The sequence below is a fragment of the Thiohalobacter thiocyanaticus genome (genome assembly GCF_003932505.1).
Taxonomy (GTDB): domain Bacteria; phylum Pseudomonadota; class Gammaproteobacteria; order Thiohalobacterales; family Thiohalobacteraceae; genus Thiohalobacter; species Thiohalobacter thiocyanaticus.
Map to the genome: position 1 here is coordinate 204,221 of NZ_QZMU01000001.1, position 18,756 is coordinate 222,976.

General features: G+C 61.3%; 22 protein-coding genes and 1 tRNA gene. 20 read left to right on the forward strand and 3 right to left on the reverse strand.

Annotation, left to right across the window (positions count from 1 at the left end):
• Nucleotides 1–318 precede the first annotated feature (318 nt).
• From D6C00_RS00945 to D6C00_RS16670, 20 genes are all read left to right on the forward strand, one after another.
• Nucleotides 319–756 (forward strand): BRCT domain-containing protein, encoded by a 438-nt coding sequence (locus D6C00_RS00945; protein ID WP_125179902.1) that lies wholly within the window; start codon nucleotides 319–321, stop codon nucleotides 754–756.
• Nucleotides 757–989: 233 nt separating this feature from the next.
• Nucleotides 990–1,178 carry a helix-turn-helix transcriptional regulator gene (locus D6C00_RS00950; protein WP_255416738.1) on the forward strand — a complete coding sequence of 63 codons (189 nt, stop codon included), beginning with the start codon at nucleotides 990–992 and terminating at the stop codon, nucleotides 1,176–1,178.
• Nucleotides 1,179–1,566: 388 nt separating this feature from the next.
• Nucleotides 1,567–3,171, forward strand: coding sequence for a hypothetical protein (locus D6C00_RS00955; protein WP_125179904.1), 1,605 nt, complete (start codon nucleotides 1,567–1,569; stop codon nucleotides 3,169–3,171).
• 311 nt (nucleotides 3,172–3,482) lie between these two features.
• Entirely contained in the window at nucleotides 3,483–3,662 is a 180-nt protein-coding gene (locus tag D6C00_RS00960; RefSeq protein ID WP_241546894.1) for a helix-turn-helix transcriptional regulator, read from the forward strand.
• Nucleotides 3,663–3,720: 58 nt separating this feature from the next.
• The gene (locus D6C00_RS00965) at nucleotides 3,721–4,317 is read left to right on the forward strand and encodes a hypothetical protein (protein WP_125179906.1); all 597 of its coding nucleotides are present in this window, start codon (nucleotides 3,721–3,723) and stop codon (nucleotides 4,315–4,317) included.
• Nucleotides 4,318–4,472: 155 nt separating this feature from the next.
• Complete coding sequence (locus D6C00_RS00970; RefSeq protein WP_125179907.1) at nucleotides 4,473–5,183, forward strand: terminase small subunit; 711 nt, start codon at nucleotides 4,473–4,475, stop codon at nucleotides 5,181–5,183.
• Nucleotides 5,184–5,327: 144 nt separating this feature from the next.
• On the forward strand, nucleotides 5,328–5,933 hold the full coding sequence (locus tag D6C00_RS00975) for a phage tail protein (RefSeq protein ID WP_125179908.1): 606 nt from the start codon (nucleotides 5,328–5,330) through the stop codon (nucleotides 5,931–5,933).
• 14 nt (nucleotides 5,934–5,947) lie between these two features.
• Nucleotides 5,948–6,376, forward strand: a complete 429-nt coding sequence (locus tag D6C00_RS00980) for a hypothetical protein (protein ID WP_125179909.1) — start codon at nucleotides 5,948–5,950, stop codon at nucleotides 6,374–6,376.
• Nucleotides 6,354–6,878: a hypothetical protein gene (locus D6C00_RS00985; RefSeq protein ID WP_125179910.1), complete on the forward strand. Its 525-nt coding sequence runs from the start codon at nucleotides 6,354–6,356 to the stop codon at nucleotides 6,876–6,878. Before D6C00_RS00980 ends, D6C00_RS00985 begins: the two co-directional genes overlap by 23 nt.
• The gene (locus D6C00_RS00990; RefSeq protein WP_125179911.1) at nucleotides 6,871–7,227 is read left to right on the forward strand and encodes a hypothetical protein; all 357 of its coding nucleotides are present in this window, start codon (nucleotides 6,871–6,873) and stop codon (nucleotides 7,225–7,227) included. The genes D6C00_RS00985 and D6C00_RS00990 overlap by 8 nt, the downstream gene beginning before the upstream one ends.
• Nucleotides 7,228–7,393: 166 nt before the next feature.
• A complete protein-coding gene (locus D6C00_RS00995) occupies nucleotides 7,394–7,585 on the forward strand; it encodes a hypothetical protein (RefSeq protein WP_125179912.1) in 192 nt (63 codons plus the stop codon).
• Between the two features lie 57 nt (nucleotides 7,586–7,642).
• Nucleotides 7,643–8,671 (forward strand): major capsid protein, encoded by a 1,029-nt coding sequence (locus D6C00_RS01000; protein ID WP_125179913.1) that lies wholly within the window; start codon nucleotides 7,643–7,645, stop codon nucleotides 8,669–8,671.
• A 66-nt stretch (nucleotides 8,672–8,737) separates the two neighbouring features.
• Nucleotides 8,738–10,039, forward strand: coding sequence for a S49 family peptidase (locus D6C00_RS01005; protein WP_125179914.1), 1,302 nt, complete (start codon nucleotides 8,738–8,740; stop codon nucleotides 10,037–10,039).
• Nucleotides 10,036–10,383, forward strand: a complete 348-nt coding sequence (locus D6C00_RS01010) for a head-tail joining protein (RefSeq protein ID WP_125179915.1) — start codon at nucleotides 10,036–10,038, stop codon at nucleotides 10,381–10,383. The genes D6C00_RS01005 and D6C00_RS01010 overlap by 4 nt, the downstream gene beginning before the upstream one ends.
• Nucleotides 10,384–10,496: 113 nt before the next feature.
• Nucleotides 10,497–10,901, forward strand: a complete 405-nt coding sequence (locus tag D6C00_RS01015; protein WP_125179916.1) for a DUF6631 family protein — start codon at nucleotides 10,497–10,499, stop codon at nucleotides 10,899–10,901.
• 228 nt (nucleotides 10,902–11,129) lie between these two features.
• Nucleotides 11,130–13,436, forward strand: coding sequence for a phage tail length tape measure family protein (locus tag D6C00_RS01020; RefSeq protein WP_125179917.1), 2,307 nt, complete (start codon nucleotides 11,130–11,132; stop codon nucleotides 13,434–13,436).
• Nucleotides 13,437–13,439: 3 nt separating this feature from the next.
• The gene (locus D6C00_RS01025; protein ID WP_125179918.1) at nucleotides 13,440–13,727 is read left to right on the forward strand and encodes a hypothetical protein; all 288 of its coding nucleotides are present in this window, start codon (nucleotides 13,440–13,442) and stop codon (nucleotides 13,725–13,727) included.
• 326 nt (nucleotides 13,728–14,053) lie between these two features.
• On the forward strand, nucleotides 14,054–14,497 hold the full coding sequence (locus tag D6C00_RS01030) for a hypothetical protein (protein WP_125179919.1): 444 nt from the start codon (nucleotides 14,054–14,056) through the stop codon (nucleotides 14,495–14,497).
• Between the two features lie 11 nt (nucleotides 14,498–14,508).
• Complete coding sequence (locus D6C00_RS01035) at nucleotides 14,509–14,919, forward strand: antiterminator Q family protein (protein WP_125179920.1); 411 nt, start codon at nucleotides 14,509–14,511, stop codon at nucleotides 14,917–14,919.
• A gap of 349 nt (nucleotides 14,920–15,268) precedes the next feature.
• The gene (locus tag D6C00_RS16670) at nucleotides 15,269–16,810 is read left to right on the forward strand and encodes a recombinase family protein (RefSeq protein WP_399361188.1); all 1,542 of its coding nucleotides are present in this window, start codon (nucleotides 15,269–15,271) and stop codon (nucleotides 16,808–16,810) included.
• Here the strand turns inward: D6C00_RS16670 and D6C00_RS01050 are convergent.
• The 3 genes from D6C00_RS01050 to nuoN form a co-directional block, all read right to left on the reverse strand.
• Nucleotides 16,767–16,843, reverse strand: a tRNA-Met gene (locus D6C00_RS01050). The two genes, D6C00_RS16670 and D6C00_RS01050, sit on opposite strands and share 44 nt — an antisense overlap.
• Before the next feature lie 60 nt (nucleotides 16,844–16,903).
• On the reverse strand, nucleotides 16,904–17,236 hold the full coding sequence (locus tag D6C00_RS01055; protein WP_125179921.1) for a DUF2818 family protein: 333 nt from the start codon (nucleotides 17,234–17,236) through the stop codon (nucleotides 16,904–16,906).
• A gap of 73 nt (nucleotides 17,237–17,309) precedes the next feature.
• Nucleotides 17,310–18,749: an NADH-quinone oxidoreductase subunit NuoN gene (gene nuoN, locus D6C00_RS01060; RefSeq protein WP_125179922.1), complete on the reverse strand. Its 1,440-nt coding sequence runs from the start codon at nucleotides 18,747–18,749 to the stop codon at nucleotides 17,310–17,312.
• Nucleotides 18,750–18,756 lie beyond the last annotated feature (7 nt).

An 18,756-nucleotide genomic window follows, 5' to 3' on the forward strand; every position in this document is an offset into this window, starting at 1 on the left:
CCCTTCCTCCTCGAGCGCGACCGGTAATATGTAAGCTTATGCTTACATTCATATTGGCTATAACCGATAGAATCGGGCTTGTATAACAGGATAAGAGGAGATCAACAGCCATGCTTGATGACGACGGTCAGCCCATCATTAAGGGCTTCAATCAGCAGCGCACTCTGCTGCGCTCTGTCGAGTCCCTATTGGGGATCTGCAAGGGGTTACTCGCCGATGGCGTTCTGTCGCCGGAGGAAATCGTATTCCTGGATACCTGGCTGAAGGATAATCAGGAGGTCGCAACAGCATGGCGCAGGCGAGATGATTGTGGCGCGCGTGCAGCAGATCCTGGCCGATGGCGTCGTGACGACCGACGAGGCGGAGGACCTGAAGGAGACGCTATCGAAGCTGATCGGCGGCACCCTCGAGGAGACAGGCACCGCTAGTGGAATGGCAACGCAGCTACCGGTCGACGAAGTTGATCAGGTGCACTTCGATGGCCGGCGCTATTGTTTCACGGGAAAATTTGTGTACGGCAGCCGGAAAAAATGCGAACAGGCCGTGGAGTCACTGGGCGCAATCTCTGTGAGCAATATCACAAAACAGCTGGACTACCTGGTGATCGGGACGTTGGCGAGCAGGGACTGGCTGCATACCAGCCATGGCCGCAAGATCGAGAAAGCGATCGAGAATAAAAACAAAGGCAGCTCGCTGCTGATTGTTGCGGAGGAAGATTGGGCACGAACGGTCCGCGGAATGTTTCCCGGGAAATGATTCCAAGCAGTACCAGTAAGTATAATTAGGTCTGTATTCGTCTAATTTTATCTTGACCCGGCGCCGGTTATTCTGTAAATATTAGGCAACGTCGCAGCAGTGCGACTGGATAGAACCCGACCGGCTACACCGGCCGGGTTTTTTTATTGAGTGAATCCAAACCCCGACCGGGAGACCGGCCGGGGTTTTTTTCGTCGGAGGGATCAAAAATGTCCGAGGCCCGGATACTGAGGATGCCAGCAGTTATGGAGCGCACCGGCCTGACCAAGCCGACCATCTACCACCTGATCAAGGTTGGGGGCTTTCCGGAACCGGTCAAGCTGGGCCCGCGCTGTGTTGGCTGGTCCGCGGAAGCAGTCGATGAGTGGATCGAGCAACGAATCAGCGGGACTGATCGCTGTGCCAACAATGGCGGAAATTAGTGAGGCCAACGATGCAGCGATCCCGCATACACAGACGCCTCCCGCCCTACGGTAGGCAGGTTATGGAGCGTATGGCAGCGGCCGGTGGTGATCAGGGGCGATCAGTGTGGGTCACAGCGGGGAGCGGGGCCTGGCAGTGGGCTGCTACGCACCCGTGCCATTTGGCGGTTGTGGCACCGACCGACGCTGACCCCTGTACCTTGTGCTGGGGTATGGCCGTCCCTGAAGATCGGAGAAACCCGGCGCTAATACATGTGGCTGGAGAACTGGAGGCCTCCGCCTTGGATGCCCTGGCCGCTGAACTGATGCTGGCAGGCGCGGCACGGGTAATAGTGACATGGCCAGATGGTCGCATGGTCCGCTATCTCCCTGATCAGGAGGTTGCTGCATGAGCGGCGCAAAAACTGGGAAAGAACCCGGTGACCGGATAATCACGCTGCCCACAGCTCGCCATGACAATAAAGACTTGCCGGTGATCGACGTGGTTCCTGGCCTGCTGCCTGCCACCGTAGATGCCGGGGAAGCGGCACTGCTCGAAGCTGGCGCAGAAATCTATCAGTCAGGCGGCCGTCTCGTCGCGATTGGGCATGAAGATCAGAAGCATAATCACAAAGGCATCCAGCGTCCGGAGGCTGCCCCTCGCCTGATACCTGTCACACCGGTCCACCTGCGTGAGCAGCTGACGCGATCCGCGATCTGGCAGCGATATGATGCACGTGCGCAGGGCGTGCGCGATATCGACTGCCCAATGGCCGTGGCGACCGCGCTTGTCGATCGAGGCCGGTGGAAGCTACGGGAACTGGTAGCCTACGTCGAAGCCCCAACGGTGCGCGAAGATGGCACACCCCTGACCGTGCCAGGGTACGATGAGCAATCGGGCCTCTACCTTCTCCCCGGCGCGCCACAAATCACACTCACAAAAGAGCCCAGCTATGAGGACGCAGTCGATGCATCACGGACTCTGTGCGAGGCTGTCGGCAGCTGGCCATACGTGGGAACCGGAGATCATGCGGCCGCTGTGGCCACGATCCCGACCATGCTCTACGCTCGCTCAGTCGATGCGGTCCCGATGCCGTGCGTTACGTCTCCTACTCCCGGGTCAGGAAAATCGCTCCTGATAGATGCTGGCGCAGTTATCGCAACGGGACGGCGTCCAGCTGTTATGACCCTAGGGAAAGACACGAATGAAGCAGCAAAACGACTTGCCTCCGGCCTGCTGGCTGGTGACTCGCCGCTGGCAATCGATAACGTCGAGACTGTGCTGGGAGGCGACCTGTTATGCCAGGCCGTTACACAGCCCTACGTGGCAGTACGACCTCTGGGAAGTTCGGTCCAGATCCGGGCCCCTGCGCGCGTATGTCTCTGCGCAACGGGAAACAATCTGGTCATCCGCGGTGATCTGACACGGAGAGTCATGCTGATACAGATCAATGCTGGGATGGAGCATCCCGAACAGCGCAGCTTCGATGGCGATATCCTTGCCGATTTGGCGGCCAGACGTAGTGAACTGATCGCGGCAGCAATCACTATAACGACCGCATATCATGCGGCTGGATGCCCAGATGTGGGCACAACACCGCTTGGAGGGTTTGCGGCCTGGGATAGATTGGTCCGGAGACCGCTCGTGTGGGCTGGACTCTCCGATCCTCTCATGGCTGCTGCCAGCGTCCGCGATGATGACCCCGACCGCGCAGCATTGGTCGCACTGCTGGAGGCAATGCGCCAAGCGTATGGCGACCGAGTCGTGACCGCCGCAGAGATAATTAACGATGCAACGAAGAGCATACCGCGATACGGATCAGGTGGCTTCGATTACGAACACCCGGCGCTGCATGACGCGGTGCACCAGGTGTGTGGCAAGCAGGTCGATGCACGCCGTCTGGGCTATGCGCTGCGGCGATACCGTAGTCGGATTGTTGAGGGCATGCAACTAGACGGGATCAGTCGATACGGGCCGAGCAAAGTCGCTGCCTGGCGTGTTATCTGTGAATAACAGGGGGTGATGGGGGGTTATTGGGGTGATAATACTACTCAACGTGAAAAACTGTCAGAGAGATGACAAATAAATATATTGATCGGAACAATCTCCCCTTATCACCCCATCACCCCCAATAATGACTTAGTGGAATCTTGTGCAACGACTTGGGATTGACCCGGCGCCGGTTATTCGGTACAACTTAGGCAACCTGACATTACTGCGTCATGAGCCCGACTGATACGTCGGGCTTATTCGTTCCAGCGCCCCGACCGGGAAACCGGCCGGGGTTTTTTATTGGAGAGCACATGCCTGCCGAAACGCAAATCATGCGACTACCTGCCGTGATTGAGCGCACCGGCCTGTCACGCTCAACACTGTATCGACTCATTCAGTCCGGAGAGTTTCCTGCGCCTGTGCGACTGGCACGACGCTGCGTCGGATGGCCCACGGATTCCGTCGATAGTTGGCTCCGATCTCGCCTCAGCGAAGACAACACAAGATCGTGATCTACCCTCCCATGCCCAGTAGAAGGGCATGGATCGCTTCAACACAAGGAGATAACCGATGTCCACCAGCACCACTACAGCAAAGCAAAAATATCTTGAGGCCCTCAAAGCCCTGCGGGATGCCGAAACCGGGATCCGCAACCTAGAGTCTCGTCAGTCTGATCTACGTCAGGAGCAGGATAATGCTGCCAATGCCACCGAGCGCGCTCGCGCCGCCCTTGATGAAGCTACGGCTGCCGGAGATCGGGCTGGTATTGACGCGGCCTTCGATGCGGTCGCGGAGGCCAATCGCAAGCAAGAGAGCTGCGCCGAGCAGATTTCCAGCATCGATCGCGTGATCGGCAGAGAGAGGGAGGCTGTAGCGAGTGCCTTGCGCGAGGCACACAATCAACACCGCTTGTACTGGTTGGCGGTTGAGGCGGAGGAGCGAGAGAAATGCAAAGCCGCTGCTGCACCATTCCTGCGGGCCTATCGCGCCCAGGTCTACGCCAGTGTGCGGAGCGCGGTTCCGCTGGATCAGTACCTCGAGGGCGGAGGATCGGGTGGAGGGTTGCTCGGGGAGGTAGGGATTACCAAGTTCGATGCCGACTCTGTCACTTTCGACGACAAGGTGCCAACGCTACCGCCGCACTCTCAATATGCCAGGGTTGATTGATCAAGGCGGGCACCCTGCTGGGGTGCCCTGTCCCAGCCCTGGGCGTGGGTCCTTCCTGGCCTTTCCGACAATACGGTCCGGGAAGGGCGCGCTTTTTGTGCAAAGGTCTGGCCCTATAGGGTTTATGTTGTTGATTTATCAGGGGGATAGATACCATGACCACTGGCACTGATGCCGAAAACCTCCTAAATCGCGCCGACCTTGCACAAGCGTTCGACGTGAGCCTGCCCACAATTGATTCATGGGTCCGCAAGGGCTGCCCATTTCGCCAGCGCGGCACGAACGGTAAAGCCTGGCAGTTTTCCCTCCCCGAGGTGGCGCGCTGGAGAGAGACGATGGCCAAGCAGTCTGAACAAGAGTGGCGCGGCGGCCACATCAAGACACCGAACGCGACCGAGCGGCCGTCGCTTGCGGTACTTCTGGGCAACCGTCCCGACCTTCGCAACCCGATCCGGTTCTTTGTTGAGGATGGGCTGCGCGATTTCCTGCACTACTGGGCGACCACCTACCCCTGCCTGATCCTCAGGCACCTGCACGAGGAGACCGGCGACAGGGTACAGGCCGTGCGGTTGCTGCAGGTGGCCGTGGAGCCCGTCCTGGGGCTGGCGGGCACCTGGATCATGGAGGATCGATACAGCGCATGCTTCGAAGGTGACTCGCTCGATGCGATATGGCGCGATGCGACCGGCGTTGCCCTGGGGCACACCCGCGCGCCAGACGACCCTGGAGCGCTGTTGTTCGCCGGCCTGATGCCTCGCTTTATGTACATGGAGCCGGAAGAGTTTGTGACCACCTACTGGCAGCAGGGCGAGCTTCCCGATCCGGAGGGGATGCAGATTGGTCCGCTCGAGGAGGCGACGGAATGAGCGCGAGCGAACAGGCGAAGGGCGCACGGCCATCGAAGTCCAGGCGCGTTTCCCGGGAAAACAAGCAGGCGCTGAAGGCACTGAAGGCCGCACCAAGGCTTAGCCCAGTCCCTCAAGTCCACTGACCTGGCGGAGGCATAATCTATGGCGAGCATATCGATCGACGGAATGAACTGGGATCAGCGCACGCGCACACTGTTCGAGGGCCTGGGGGCGCTCGGCCCGCGGCGCGCGATCGTGGTGAGGCGCGCGCAGAAACGAGCGGCAACAAAGGCGGCCAGGTACGCGCGGCGACAGTTGGCCAGGGTCGCCGCTTCGGCTATCGGCGTCCCTCAATCGACGTTCATCACTCACCGGATCCGGATCCGTATCACCGAGAAAGAACTGTGGGAGGCCACCGTCTGGGTTGGGGAGGATCCGTTTCCCGCACATCGTCTCGGCACGGTCCGATGGAATCGGCGCATGACAGGCGCACGCGCCGGCCGGCGGACCTTTCCGGGCAGCTTCGCGCACCGCGCACCAGAGGGGCCGATCTTTATCCGGACAGGGGAGTCGCCCCGCATTATGACCAGGGGATCCCACGGGGGCGAGGTGCGCGAGCCGATTGACCGCCTCGACATACCGTTCCAAGAAGTGGTCCGAGCCAACGTGCCCAGAATTTCACGTGAAACACAAAGGAGGTATCAGCGCATCATGGCTCAGGAACTGAATTTCGAGCTGCAGAAGTTGCTGGGCAAAACAGACAGATGATGCATGCTTGTCACATGCGCCACGGCAACCACCCCCAAGACCGCATCCTCGACCAGGCGCGGCTGGATTACATCGAGCAGCTGCGCACGATCGCGGCCGGACGCGGCGGAGAGGATCAGCATAATCTCACCCAGGTGCGGGCGCGGCGGGAGCTCGCCGACGCCCAACTGAAGGAGCTCGAGCTGTCCAAGCAGGCAGGCGAGCTTGTTCCCTCAACCGACGCAGAGGCATTGATGTCTGGGTGGGCCAGCTCAGGCCGACGCGAGATGGAGGTCGCACTGGACAAGGCGGTCGACCTGATTGAGCGGCAGCATGAGATCACGGTCGATCGTGCCGACGTGGATGACATTTTCGAGGCCGCTTTTTCTGCTATTGCCGACTACCCTCAATTTTATGATTTCACCGATACGGAGGTCAGTAGTGACAGCACTGCTACCAGTTGATTTTCGTGACCACGGGTTGGTCCTCGACGTCACGGCCGCGAGGTTGGCCGAGATGCTCGGGGTCTCTCGCTTCCAGGTCGATCGTTGGCACCGTCAGGGCATGCCGAAAAAGCGCAGCCGAATGGCGATATTCGATGTCGAGGTCTGCCTGTGCTGGCTTGCGGGGCGCCGATTCACCAAGGGAGCTATTGCGTACATGGGCGCCCGAGAGCTGGGTGCCCGAGAGCGCCTGCGAGATCTCCCGATCAGTACGACCTTGTTCGGTCACGCAGGCTTGGCGGCCAAGGGCAAGACGTTCGATGAGTGGGCGGGATTGGCGCGATTGGTGGGGCTGCGCGCTGGTGGCAGCGAGCAACTGATCTCGAAGCTACTTGAACTGCCGATTGCCCGGCAGTGGCACTCATCCATGCAGAGTCAACCGCCGGGGGTCAATGACAGTGTCATCAAGTACATCTTCGAGGTAGTCAGAGCCCACACGACGCAAGAGCAGTCTCATGTCTGAGCTGCGCTCCCTTTCAGATCTGATCGACCTGGCTCGCGGCGACACCATCCAGCCCGCCCTACTCCGCGATATCGCCGACGGAAGGGCACAGCTCAGCCACGAGCAGCGCGAGCGGGTCAGGACTCTCAATCGTTACTCTGCCGAGTCGATCGAGAGTTTGCTGCAGGGGTTGAATGGCCTTGCAGCGATGCTGTGCCATGCTTCTCCAGGCAGTGAGTACGGTCCGACCCAGCAGGACTACGCCGATTGTGTCTCGCTTGTCGCGATACTCTCGGGTTTGATCCGCACTCTCTATCTCCTTGAGTCCGAGACGGCGGCTGTCCTCGCTCAGGAGGCATCACCCGACTAGTTCTTCATGGTGCGCACCGCTGCCTAGCGGCGGCATGGGCGGTGCGCTTTGTCTATGCCGCCGCACCTGGCCTGCTGATGCAGGCGGCCCTGGCTCAGGGCGCCGGTTCTCCTGCCGGCTCGACGCCAGGCTTGTTTATCTTGGTCGATCGTTCCCCGGGAAACACATGAAAACGGATCCACGTGAAACAGCGAGGAGGTCTGAGCGTGCCCGGATGATCGCCATCATCGAGTCGCGGGAGGCTGTCGGCCGCCACGAGCTGGCCGTGCATGTCGCGCTTCACACCGATATGACGGTCAGGGAGGCACTGGCCCTGCTGCGCACCGCGCCGCGGGCGTTTGGGCCGACCATCCATTGAATTCACTGCATGCGGCCTGCAGACAGGCCGCCCATCACAACCTGGAGGTTGATTCACATGCCCATCGATATGTTTGAGACACGCACCATGCTGCAGGCTCTGAGGGAGATGAAGCCTCCTCGGACGTTCCTGCTGGACTCCTTCTTCCGAGACGTGCAGACCTTTGGCACCGAGGCGGTGGACATGGACATCGTGAAGGGCAAGCGCAAGCTCGCGCCCTTCGTCTCGCCCCTGCACGAGGGCAAGGTGGTCAAGCGCGAAGGCTACACCATCGAAACCTTCAAGCCGCCATACGTGAAGCCCAAGCGCCCAACGCGCGCGCAGGATTATCTTAACCGAATACCGAGCGAAAGCGCCTACACCGGCAGTATCACTCAGCAGCAGCGAGCCGCTGCAAAACGGGACGCGGATATCATGGATCTGACCAAGAGCATTGTCCGCCGCGAGGAGTGGATGGCCGCTCAAGCGCTGACCACTGGCCAGGTGCATGTCGTCGGCGAAGGGATTGATGCCGTTGTGGATTTCCAGTTTGATGCCTCTCAGGTCGTCACCCTGACCGGTGCCAATCTGTGGACCGACGCCAGCAGCGACCCGATCAAGGATCTGCGTACCTGGAAGCAGGAACGGTCCAGGGCCTCGGGAGCATCCCCGGATCGGGCCATCATCGGCAGCAACGTGGTCGATCCGCTGCTTGCCCGCCTCGAGGATAAACTCGACCAACGCCGCATCGACCTGGGCAATATCCGCCCTCGCGAGCTGGCCGACGGCGTGACCTATCTGGGCTACCTGCGCGTTCCCGGCATCGATCTGTTCACCTACGACGAATGGTACCTCGACGCCAACGACGTGGAACAGCCCATGGTGCCGGTCGACGGCGTGATTCTGGGCAGCACCCGCGCGCAGACCGTCCGGGCCTATGGGGCCATTCAGGACGTGCAGGCGGCCATGTCCGGGCTGGCCGAGGCGCAGTATTTCCCGAAGAGCTGGATCGAGTCCGATCCCAGCGTGCGGTGGCTCATGGTCCAGTCTGCGCCGCTGGTCATCCCGACACAGGTCGGCGCGTTCATGAGCGCGACCGTGATCTGATCCCCTTTGCCTGGCGGGACGTTCCGCGGGTTTCTCCCCCCAGGCTTTTTTATTCCGGAGGTCCGAGTGGCTTCATTTCATCCTCTGCTGGCGGCGCGGGCATTCAACACGCCGCTGCTGATCCAGCCAAGCAAGCTGGATGCCATCACGGGTGCCCTTCTGCGGCGCTGGGGTGTCCAGGCCGATGGTGGCACAGGCGCGTACACCACGCGCCAGGGCACCCTGCGCGAGCCCGGCTACCGTGTCGTCGACGGCGTGGCCGTGATCGATGTGTTCGGCGTGCTGGCCCATCGCGGCGGCATTGCGGCCGACTCCAGTTACATTCTGGGCTATCAACAGATCGCAACCCGGCTGGAGGCGGCGCTGGCTGATCGTCAGGTCGACCGCATTATGCTCGATATCGATTCGCCTGGCGGAGAGGTGGCGGGTGCGTTCGAGTTGGCCGAGCAGATCCGTGCCGCCGATCCACGCAAGCCCGTGTACGCCGTGGCTGACTCCCTTGCCGCGTCGGCGGCTTACCTGGTCGGATCGGCCGCGCGCGAGTTCAGCGTCACCCGCACGGGCTACGCTGGATCGATCGGCGTGGTCTGGCGGCACGTCGACTTCAGCCGAGCCATGGAGCAGGACGGCATCGGCGTCACCCAACTCTACGCCGGCAAGCGAAAAACCGCAGGCAACCCGTTCGAGCCGCTGCCCGACGATGTGCGTGCCGAGTTCCAGGCCGATATCGATACCCTGTACAGCATGTTTGTCGACGCCGTTGCCGCGTATCGAGGTGTCCGGGCGCAGCGCCTGCGCGACACCGAGGCCCGCGTCTACATGGGTCGCGATGCCGTTGCCATGGGCCTGGCCGACCGAGTCGAGACCGCCGACGAGATGCTGGCCAGAATCTCGGGCCGGCAGCGTGGATCGGCAGCCACACACACCGCTGCATCGGCTACACCTGCAGCAAGCCGTACCAGCAGCCCTGCCGCACAGGCGGCGGCCTCAACAGACAGCCTCAAGCAAATCACGGACAAAGCATACGCTGGCGGCCTGGCAGCTGGCCGCATGGCTGAGCGGGAGCGCCTGCGCGGGATCCTGCAGTCCGATGCCGCTCGCGGCCGGGAGCCCCTTGCCCGGCATTGCGCCTTTGAAGCGTGCATGACCGTCGAGGAATCACTGCGCCTGCTGACTTCCGCGCCGCAGGCTTCGATTCGACCCTTGGGGCGTCTCGATGCCGCCATGGCCAACATTCCTCAACCAAACATCGGTCCGGATTCTGCGGAAGCAGAGATGACCGATCCCGAGCGGCAGCGGAGTCTGGTGTCCGCCATCGCCGCTGGTGCCGCCATGAGCAGCAATACCACCAAAGGAGATCGCCCATGAGCTTCCGGGACGCCGTGCTCCAGGCCACCGAGGACGCCCACGCCCACCTGGGCGAGGACGTCACCCTGCCCAGCGGTGTGCAGGTCCAGGGCGTGTTCAGCTACCCGACCACGGAGATGGAGATCCGCCGTGGCCAAGCCGGCAGCATCCGCGCCCCGGCGCGGGATCCCGTGGTCAGCCTCACCGAGACCGACGCCGCCGGCCTGGTGCGGGGTGACACCCTGACCATCCGCGGCAAGGCGTTCGACATCGTGGAGGCCCTACCCACCGGCACCGGCCGGGTGAAGTTCACCCTGGTGGAAACCCAGCCGACCGACCCGAGCGGCCCCACAACCTGGCGCTGATCCATGGACAACACCCAGCAGCTGAACGTGGTGTCTGCCATCGCCGCTGGCGCCGCAATAAGCAATACCACCGTCGGCGCTGAGCCGAACCGTTACAACCACAGGAGAGCATCATGACCACCACCACAGAAACCAGCGAAGATGATGTATCAGTTCTTTTTCCCGACGAGACACTGGAACTTTCCGGCGAGCAGGTGACCGTTCGGGAGTTTCGATTCACCGAGGGTATACGCGCTGCGCAGATCGCTCAGCCCATCCTGGGCGCGCTGAGATCGCTCATCGATCAGGATAAGATCACCACGGAGGCGCTCGACTCGATCATCGCTGATCATGTTGATGTCTGGACGCAGCTCATCAGCATGAGCACAAATCTCACCGAGGAACGTATTACCAGCCTTTCCGATAAGGATGGCGTAGCGCTTTCACTCGCGTTCTGGAGAGTCAACGGCCCTTTTTTTACACGGCGGCTGGTGCTGGCGGCAAGCGCCCGCCAGGAGCCGGCCGCAACCTCCGACTGAGCCGAGTTCTGGCCGATCTTGTGCGGGCCGGATTTGGTACCGACCCCAGCGACATCGGTCAGCGCCTGACATGGCGTCAGATCCGACGATTTCACGACATTGAACAGCAACGGCACGTTGACCGCCTTGCGGACATGATTGAGGCCATGGCGGTCGGATCGCGCGGAAGGAACATTGACCGAGTGCTGCGCCGCATGCGCGGTAACAAGCACTGAGAGGAGATACCTTATGGCTCAACGCAGTTTGTCTCTACTGATGCGGATCCAAGCCGACACAAAGAAGGCCCAGGGAGACATCCGCAAAATTCAAAAGGAGTTGCGAGCCGCCGGCAAGTCCGGCAAGCGGGCGGGCCGCGATATACGGGGGTTCGGCACTGGCCTCGATAACGTCAAGCGCTCAGCGGTCACACTCCGCGGTGCGCTCGCGGCGCTTGGCGCGGTGGCCCTGTTCCGGTCGGCGATCCGCAACACAATCCGCCAGGAGCAGGCCCTGGCGCAGGTAGAGGCCCGGATCAAAAGCACCGGTAGTGCGGCCGGCTTCACAACTCAGCAGCTGTCAGACGTAGCCGCTGAACTGCAGAAAATAACGACATTCGGGGATGAGGCCATCCTCGAGCTGCAGTCCGTTTTGCTGACCTTTACGCCGATCCAGGGCGATATATTCGAGCGAACTACTGAGGCGGCCCTCAACCTATCCACGGCGCTCGGCCAGGATTTACGCAGCTCGGCACTACAGCTGGGCAAGGTGCTCTCCGATCCTGTATCCCGTCTCGGTGAGCTGTCGCGCATGGGCATCATCCTCACCGACAGTCAGAAGGCGCTGGTCAGACAGCTGGTGGAGACCGGTGATCTGGCCGGCGCTCAGGCTGTCATTCTGGATGAGCTTGAGGTTGAGTTCGGCGGTGCCGCGCGAGCCGCCCGCGATACTTTTGGCGGTGCGCTTCAGTCGCTGGGCAATGCCTTCGGCGACCTGCTCGAAAGCAAGGGCGGCCTCGAGGATGCCCGACAGAGCATCGAGGCGCTGACTGATCTGCTCCAGGATCCCGCCATCGCCCAGGGCGTCAACAATATTATTTCCCAAACAGCGCGAGGCGCAGGGGCTCTGGCCCGACTCACCAGCGATATCGTCAATTCCATTCAGGACCTGGGCCGGGTTGCCGCGCTCGAATTCGGCGACCTGGATGAGCTGACCGAGATCGAGGCCCGCATCGATCAGTTGCAGTCGATGATGGGCGGCTTCTTTACCCGATTCCGTCTTCGTTCCGACGCCCTTATCTTCTCGCCTAATCTATTTGTCGGCGGCCTTGAGTTCTTCTCGGATGCGGATATCGACAACGAGCTTCACCGGCTGGAGCAGCAGCGCCAGGCGCTTCTCGAAGCCGCCGGGTTCATGATGGGTCAGCCTGACGAGGACCTGGAAAAGGGTCGTGAGAAACGCCTGACCGACGAAGAGGAGTTCAGGCGGAAAATCCAGGTCATCAAGGCCGACGAAACGAAATCGATCAAAGCCCAGCTCGCGGATCAGATCCAGGCATATGACGACGCGAATTCGCGGATCGAATCGCTGCTGAAGCAGCGCCAGGACATCGAGGAATTTTTCAGTTCCCAGCGGGCGACACTGGAGGCCCCGGCAGAGTCCGAGGAACCCGGCGGCCTGCTGGACATGGTGTCAATTATGGCCAGCGCCCGGCAGGCCCTGGCTGGCGGTGAGTTCGACCGGGCGATCGATCTGACCAAAGAAGCGACCGAGGCCCTGCACCAGCTGCGCAAGGCGGGCGAGTTCGAGGGCGAGTTGGGCCGCCAGCAGTCGCTGGGCTTTTTGGAGCAACTGCGCCGGATCGCCCTCGAGGCGGTGGACACCCAGCGCGGCGCGGCTGAGCGCGATCAGCAGGAGGCCCAACAGATGATCGATGGCCTGGTCGCCCGTGCTCAGTTCCTGCGCAAGATTGAGATCGGCTTCGATGCCGAGTCGGCCGAACAGAGTGCCGAGGTTCTGCGTCAGCGGATCCAGGCGCTACTGGACCGAAATCCGATCATCGCACCGGTTGTGGTTCAGCCTGCCGGCGAAACGAAGGCTGACAAGCGAGCCGATGAGCTGCTGCGAGACGTGCCCGGCTTTGCCGGCGGCGGCCCCATCGAGGGCCCCGGCACCGGGACATCAGACTCCATCCTCGCCAGGCTCTCCGATGGCGAGTATGTCGTCCGGCGGGATGCGGTCAGCTTCTACGGCCACCCCTTCATTGATGCCATCAACAGGATGAAGCTCCCCCGATTCGCAGATGGCGGGATGGCCATGACGGATACCGACATTCACTCGCCCGCCCGAGGGATCCAGCAGCTGGGCTACAGCATCCCCGCGCCTGGCGGCGGTCCGACCGGCGCGCTTGACCAGGTCGGGGGGGATCGAGGCGGGACGCCCGTTCATATCCACCTTGATGGCCAGGAGTTCGTCACGCAGGCCAGCGAGGATGTCGCAACGTCGATACAGCGCACATTCGGCCGCGAGGCACTGAAGCGCGGCCGGCGCAGGAGCTGACCTATGGCGGATATTGTCGATCTCAACAGTCGGCGGCCGACCCAGTACGTACTATTCTGGTCGGCGTCCATCGCTCGAGGTGGCCGGATGTATTCGCTCTGTGTGGCTCGGCAGTGCGATGAGGCCACGCCGGAGGAAATCATCGCCGAGGTCATGGAGGCCGACGGGATTCGACTCAGAGCCGATGACGGCGGGTTCTTTGTCATTCCATGGCCCTGCGCCCTGGTCGAGGTGCTGACATCCGAAAAGCCCATCAAGAATGGCTGGCATCAGCTGTCGCTACCGGATTGAGTATGTTTCCCGGGAAAATGGATCAGGGGAGGTAAATCAAGGCTGAGTTGTGAATTGCGAAAATTTCCCGAGAAACAAGTCGATGAATTCCGCTTGCATGATTTTCCCTGCGGAGGTAGAGTTTTGATTCGGGGCTGGTAACCCCTCAACAAGCGGTGGTCGTTTCCGATAATGGCGGCAACCTCCACTCTATGATCTTCCGGCAGGCCGAAACGGTTTATGCCGGGCGCCCGCCGAATACAAGACCCTATGGGGAATAGGCGGGCTGGTCTTGTTGCCAGTTACCAGCGCCCGGCACCCTACCGTCTATCCAATGGGAGATCGTCATGACCGACAACATCACAGACCGCGAGTTTACTGCCATTATTTCTGACTGCAGAGGTTCTCTCCTTACAGCAGACACGATGCTCCATCTCGAGGATGGTGGCACACTGACCCAGGAGCAGCGAGAGCGGGCGGAAAAACTGAATAACTGCGCCAGTAATGCCATGGAGGGATTGATCGGCAGCCTGAAAGGCGTTGGAGCATTGATGGCGCGCTCCTCCATCAATAACCTCGAGCAGAGTGAGGCGATCAATGTAACCTGGCTTGTGTCTACCCTCGGAGATCTTGTTAATGCCGCATACCTGCTCGAGGTCGACACTAGAGACATCCTGCAGCGTTCGGAGTTAAACGAGATGAAAGGCGCGGTAAGGGCTGTGGCGAGAATTTCTGAAGCTCGAACACTTGAGGCGTCTGAAGGGTCATCAGTTACTGAGATTCGCCAGTAAGGGTTGTTTCTATGCCAGCGGAAAAAAACAACGCGGATAAGGACTCGAACGAGACTGTGCGGCAACGCCTGATGGAATGGGGCGAGTGGCAGCGGAACCTGAAAGGGGTCGGCTTGGGCTACTCCCGGCATGCGTCGTTCATGGCGGATGCCGGAGGGGAAGCCAGAAACGCCCTGCACGATGAAGGGGTCAACGAGCAGGCTGAATCCGTTGAAGAAATCATCTGCAATCTTCGCCGCCGTTATCCCGATCTTTATCCGTTTATCGTGGAGATATATTTCAATCAATCACCAACCACGATTGCCGCGCAGAATCTCAAGTGTAGTGAGAGAGCCTTTCGCGATCGGTTGCGTCTGGCCGAAATGTTTGTTGCCGGCGCGCTCTTCCATGAGCCGCTCTATCTGGACAGCCATCAGCGATGATGATTCGCCCTGGTAACTGAGACACCTCACGTATTCCGCCGCCCACTGGGCGGCTTTTTTATTTCACAGGATGGTTTTCTGATCTCGGGGTCGGGACCGATTCGGTCTCCGAGATGAGCAGCTGCAACTCGATCTGATCAGCACAGGAAATGATGCAAACTCGCCGCCCGCTGGGCGGCGTTTTCATTTATAGGCCACTGGCCATAGCGTGAACGATTCTGATACTCATGACGACAGCAACCCCTAACCCGCTGATTCGACTGCTCGCGCGTCGTCTGGTGGACCAGTACGCCCGGGAGCGGCAGAATGAGCGCCAGGGTCAGGAGAAGAAGAAAGAGGAGCACAGACGTTGACGGCCGCCATTTACGCCAGGTACTCCACCGATCGCCAGCAGGCCAGCAGCATCGAGGATCAGATCCGCGTATGCCACGAGCGGGCTGCAGCCGAGGGCCTGACTGTGGCGGCCACCTATGATGACAGGGCAATTTCCGGGGCTGTCGTGGACAGGGCTGGTTATCAGCAGCTGCTTACCGCCGCCCGGGACGGCCATGTGCAGGTCATCCTGGTTGAGGAGGTCTCCCGGCTCTGGCGCTCGCAGTCCGAACAGTGGCGCTGCGTCGAGGAACTTGAGTTCGCCGGCATTCGCGTGATCGGTGTCCGGGACGGTATCGACACCAGCCGGGACGGCTTCGATCTTCTCCTGGCTGTCCAGGGCGCCATGAACGCCCGGGCCCGCAAGGAGACCGCCTGGCGCACTCACCGTGGACTGTCCGGGCGCGTCGCCCGCGGGCTCTGTGCCGGCGGCGTGCCCTACGGGTACCGCACCGAGGCGGTTGAAGGCGGCAAGCTGCTGGTGATCGACGAGCAGCGGGCCGATGTTGTGCGCCGGATCTTCGAGTTGCGAGCCGCTGGCTGGTCGCCGCGGCGGATTGCCGCCCTGTTCAACGAAGAAGGGCTGCCCTCCCCTCGCGGATCCACCTGGGCAGCCAGCGCCATCTACGGTCACCCGAAGAAAGGAACCGGCATCCTGAACAATGAGATGTACTTGGGGCGGTACCTGTGGAACCGCACACGCTGGGTCCGACCGCCTGGCGGCGGGCCGCGCAAGCGCATCGATCGCCCGAGGGAGGAATGGCAGGCTCAGGAGCTGCCCGAACTGCGGATCATCACGGACGATCTGTGGCATGCCGCCCATGCCCGCCAGGCATCCACCCGCAAGGGCCAACGACCGCCCCGCTCCCTGCTTTCCGGTCTGATTCGCTGCGGCCAGTGCGGCGCCCCCATGGTCGCCCGGGATCACTACCGTTACGCCTGTTCCCACCACCTGTATCGCGGGCCCGCAGTATGCGACTCCAGCCTGGCTGTGCCGAGGAAGGACACCGACCAGACCCTGCTGGGGATCATCAGGGAGCAGCTGCTATCCCCGGACGCCATCAAGGCCCTGCAGACTGAGGTCCGGGCCGTGGTGCGGGAAATGAACGCCACAGACCCCAGCCTGCCCCTGCGTGAGCGGCTTGAGGGGCTGGACCAGGAGATTGCCCGGCTGGTGGATGCCGTGGCGGCCAGCGGCGGCTCTCAGGCCCTGCTGGCGCGGCTGCAGACGGCTGAGGCAGAAAGAGACCAGGTGCGCCGTGAGCTGGACCAGCTGCCCGACCAGGAGCGCCTGCCTGATATCATCCCCGGTCTGATCGACCGCTATAGGGAGGCCCTGGATCTACTGCCGGAAGAAATGAAGGACGCCCCGCCTGAGGCCCGCCAGGCCGTGGCTGACATGCTGGGAGAGGTCAGGATCGTGGCCGACGGGGACGGCTTTTATGCCGAGGTCGAGACGGGATCGCTTATACGTTTGGTAGCGGGGGCAGGATTTGAACCTGCGACCTTCGGGTTATGAGCCCGACGAGCTGCCAGACTGCTCCACCCCGCAACTGAGAGCACGCATTCTAAAGAGCTGTTCAGGCTTTTGCAAGCCCGTTCGATCCAGCGGCTAGCGGCGCCTGCGCCTGGCCTTTTCCAGATGGGCCTTCAGATCATAGCGGTAGATAAAGCCCGGCAGGGCAAACACCATAAACAGGCACAGGGTCACCACATAGAACTCCCAGTCCTGGGCATGGATACCGCCGGTACTCTTCTGCTCCAGTCCCAGAGCGATCCCCCCGGCCACGAAATACAGTACCAGCCATTCCAGCAGGCAGAACCACGCCGGCTTGCCCTGCTCACCGGCCGGCAGCAGAAAAAAACGGCGTTCTGTCAGCCAGGGCAGGTTCGCCGCCAGGAAGGCGACCAGGACAAGAAGCCAGGAAAAATGGATATCAGACATGGGAACTCGGCAATGGGGTTCAACGCGGGCCTCATTCTACTGGAAAAAGCCCCCCTGCGGCAGACCCCGCCGCTCACAGCCCCATCGCGGCCATGCAGGCGCTCATCAGGGCACCGGGGAACAACCCCAGCAGGAGTATGGCCAGCCCGTTGACGCTGATGGCCACATGCATGTCCGTCCCGTACTCCAGTGGCTGGCTGTCCAGGGGTTCGTCGAAATACATCAGTTTGACAACCCGCAGGTAATAGAAGGCCCCGATGATGGAGAAAAACACCGCAACCAGTGCCAGCCACAGAAGGTCGACGCCGACCACGGCCTGGATCACGGCCAGCTTGGCATAGAAGCCCACGGTCGGCGGCACCCCGGCCATGGAGAACATCACCAGCAGCATCAGGAAGGCGTGCCAGGGGCTGCGGGCGTTCAGGCCCTTGAAATCCTCCAGGGTATCGGCCTCGAAGCCGGTACGGCTGAGCAGGATTATCATGCCGAAGGCTGCCGCCGCCATGATGGCGTAGGTGATGGCATAGAACAGCGCCGAGGCATAGCCCTCCACCGTACCGGAGAGAATACCCAGAAGCAGGAAACCGACATGCGAGATGGTCGAGTAGGCCAGCATGCGCTTGAGATTGGCCTGGGCAATGGCGATGACATTACCCACGGCCAGCGACAGCACAGCCAGGATGGCCAGCATCCCGCCCCAGTCGGCCTGTACCCCGCCCAGCGATTCGGCCAGCAGCCGCATCGCCATGGCGAAGGCGGCGATCTTGGGTGCACTGCCGATGAACAGGGTCACACAGGTCGGCGCACCGTGATAGACATCCGGGATCCACATGTGGAAAGGTACCGCGCCCAGCTTGAAGGCCAGCCCCAGCACCACGAAGGAAAGCGCGAAGATCAGCGCCAGCTCCAGTTCGGCCATGGCGCCGATGCTGGCCGCCACCTCGGCGATGTTCAGGCTGCCGGTAATACCGTAGATCAACGACATGCCGTAGAGCAGCATGCCCGAAGCCAGCGCCCCGAGGACGAAATATTTCATGGCCGCCTCGGAGGCCACACCGGAATCCCGGTGGAAGGCGACCATGGCGTAGAGCGACAGCGACAGCAGTTCCAGACCGAGGTACAGGGTGAGGTAACTGTGGGCCGAGATCATTACCATCATGCCAAGCACGCCGAACAGCCCGAGGACGTAATACTCGCCCTTGAACAGATCCCTCTGACGCAGATAGTCCTTGGAATACAGGAACACGGCGAACACCACCAGCATGACGAAGGCCTTGGCCAGCGACGCCATGGGATCGGCGACATAGGTCCCGAACATGGCGGTGTGCGAGTCCCCGTCCGCCAGCGCAATCACCAGCGCCAGTGCGCCGAACAGGGTCAGCTGCGACAGACCGTAGGTCACCACCCGGTTGCGGTCGTGGAGAAAGAGATCCAGCACCAGAACGATGCAGGCCATCGTCAGGACGAAGATCTCCGGCAACAGCAGTTGCAAACCCATCATTTCAACATTCATTTTGAAT

What these genes read in the sequence shown, in the direction of transcription:
- D6C00_RS00950 (WP_255416738.1), top strand. Translation starts at nt 990, where the DNA reads ATGCCAGCAGTTATGGAGCGCACCGGCCTGACCAAGCCGACCATCTAC.
- D6C00_RS00955 (WP_125179904.1), top strand. Translation starts at nt 1,567, where the DNA reads ATGAGCGGCGCAAAAACTGGGAAAGAACCCGGTGACCGGATAATCACG.
- D6C00_RS00960 (WP_241546894.1), top strand. Translation starts at nt 3,483, where the DNA reads ATGCGACTACCTGCCGTGATTGAGCGCACCGGCCTGTCACGCTCAACA.
- D6C00_RS00965 (WP_125179906.1), top strand. Translation starts at nt 3,721, where the DNA reads ATGTCCACCAGCACCACTACAGCAAAGCAAAAATATCTTGAGGCCCTC.
- D6C00_RS00970 (WP_125179907.1), top strand. Translation starts at nt 4,473, where the DNA reads ATGACCACTGGCACTGATGCCGAAAACCTCCTAAATCGCGCCGACCTT.
- D6C00_RS00975 (WP_125179908.1), top strand. Translation starts at nt 5,328, where the DNA reads ATGGCGAGCATATCGATCGACGGAATGAACTGGGATCAGCGCACGCGC.
- D6C00_RS00980 (WP_125179909.1), top strand. Translation starts at nt 5,948, where the DNA reads ATGCGCCACGGCAACCACCCCCAAGACCGCATCCTCGACCAGGCGCGG.
- D6C00_RS00990 (WP_125179911.1), top strand. Translation starts at nt 6,871, where the DNA reads ATGTCTGAGCTGCGCTCCCTTTCAGATCTGATCGACCTGGCTCGCGGC.
- D6C00_RS00995 (WP_125179912.1), top strand. Translation starts at nt 7,394, where the DNA reads ATGAAAACGGATCCACGTGAAACAGCGAGGAGGTCTGAGCGTGCCCGG.
- D6C00_RS01000 (WP_125179913.1), top strand. Translation starts at nt 7,643, where the DNA reads ATGCCCATCGATATGTTTGAGACACGCACCATGCTGCAGGCTCTGAGG.
- D6C00_RS01010 (WP_125179915.1), top strand. Translation starts at nt 10,036, where the DNA reads ATGAGCTTCCGGGACGCCGTGCTCCAGGCCACCGAGGACGCCCACGCC.
- D6C00_RS01015 (WP_125179916.1), top strand. Translation starts at nt 10,497, where the DNA reads ATGACCACCACCACAGAAACCAGCGAAGATGATGTATCAGTTCTTTTT.
- D6C00_RS01020 (WP_125179917.1), top strand. Translation starts at nt 11,130, where the DNA reads ATGGCTCAACGCAGTTTGTCTCTACTGATGCGGATCCAAGCCGACACA.
- D6C00_RS01025 (WP_125179918.1), top strand. Translation starts at nt 13,440, where the DNA reads ATGGCGGATATTGTCGATCTCAACAGTCGGCGGCCGACCCAGTACGTA.
- D6C00_RS01030 (WP_125179919.1), top strand. Translation starts at nt 14,054, where the DNA reads ATGACCGACAACATCACAGACCGCGAGTTTACTGCCATTATTTCTGAC.
- D6C00_RS01035 (WP_125179920.1), top strand. Translation starts at nt 14,509, where the DNA reads ATGCCAGCGGAAAAAAACAACGCGGATAAGGACTCGAACGAGACTGTG.
- D6C00_RS01055 (WP_125179921.1), bottom strand. Translation starts at nt 17,236, where the DNA reads ATGTCTGATATCCATTTTTCCTGGCTTCTTGTCCTGGTCGCCTTCCTG.
- nuoN (WP_125179922.1), bottom strand. Translation starts at nt 18,749, where the DNA reads ATGAATGTTGAAATGATGGGTTTGCAACTGCTGTTGCCGGAGATCTTC.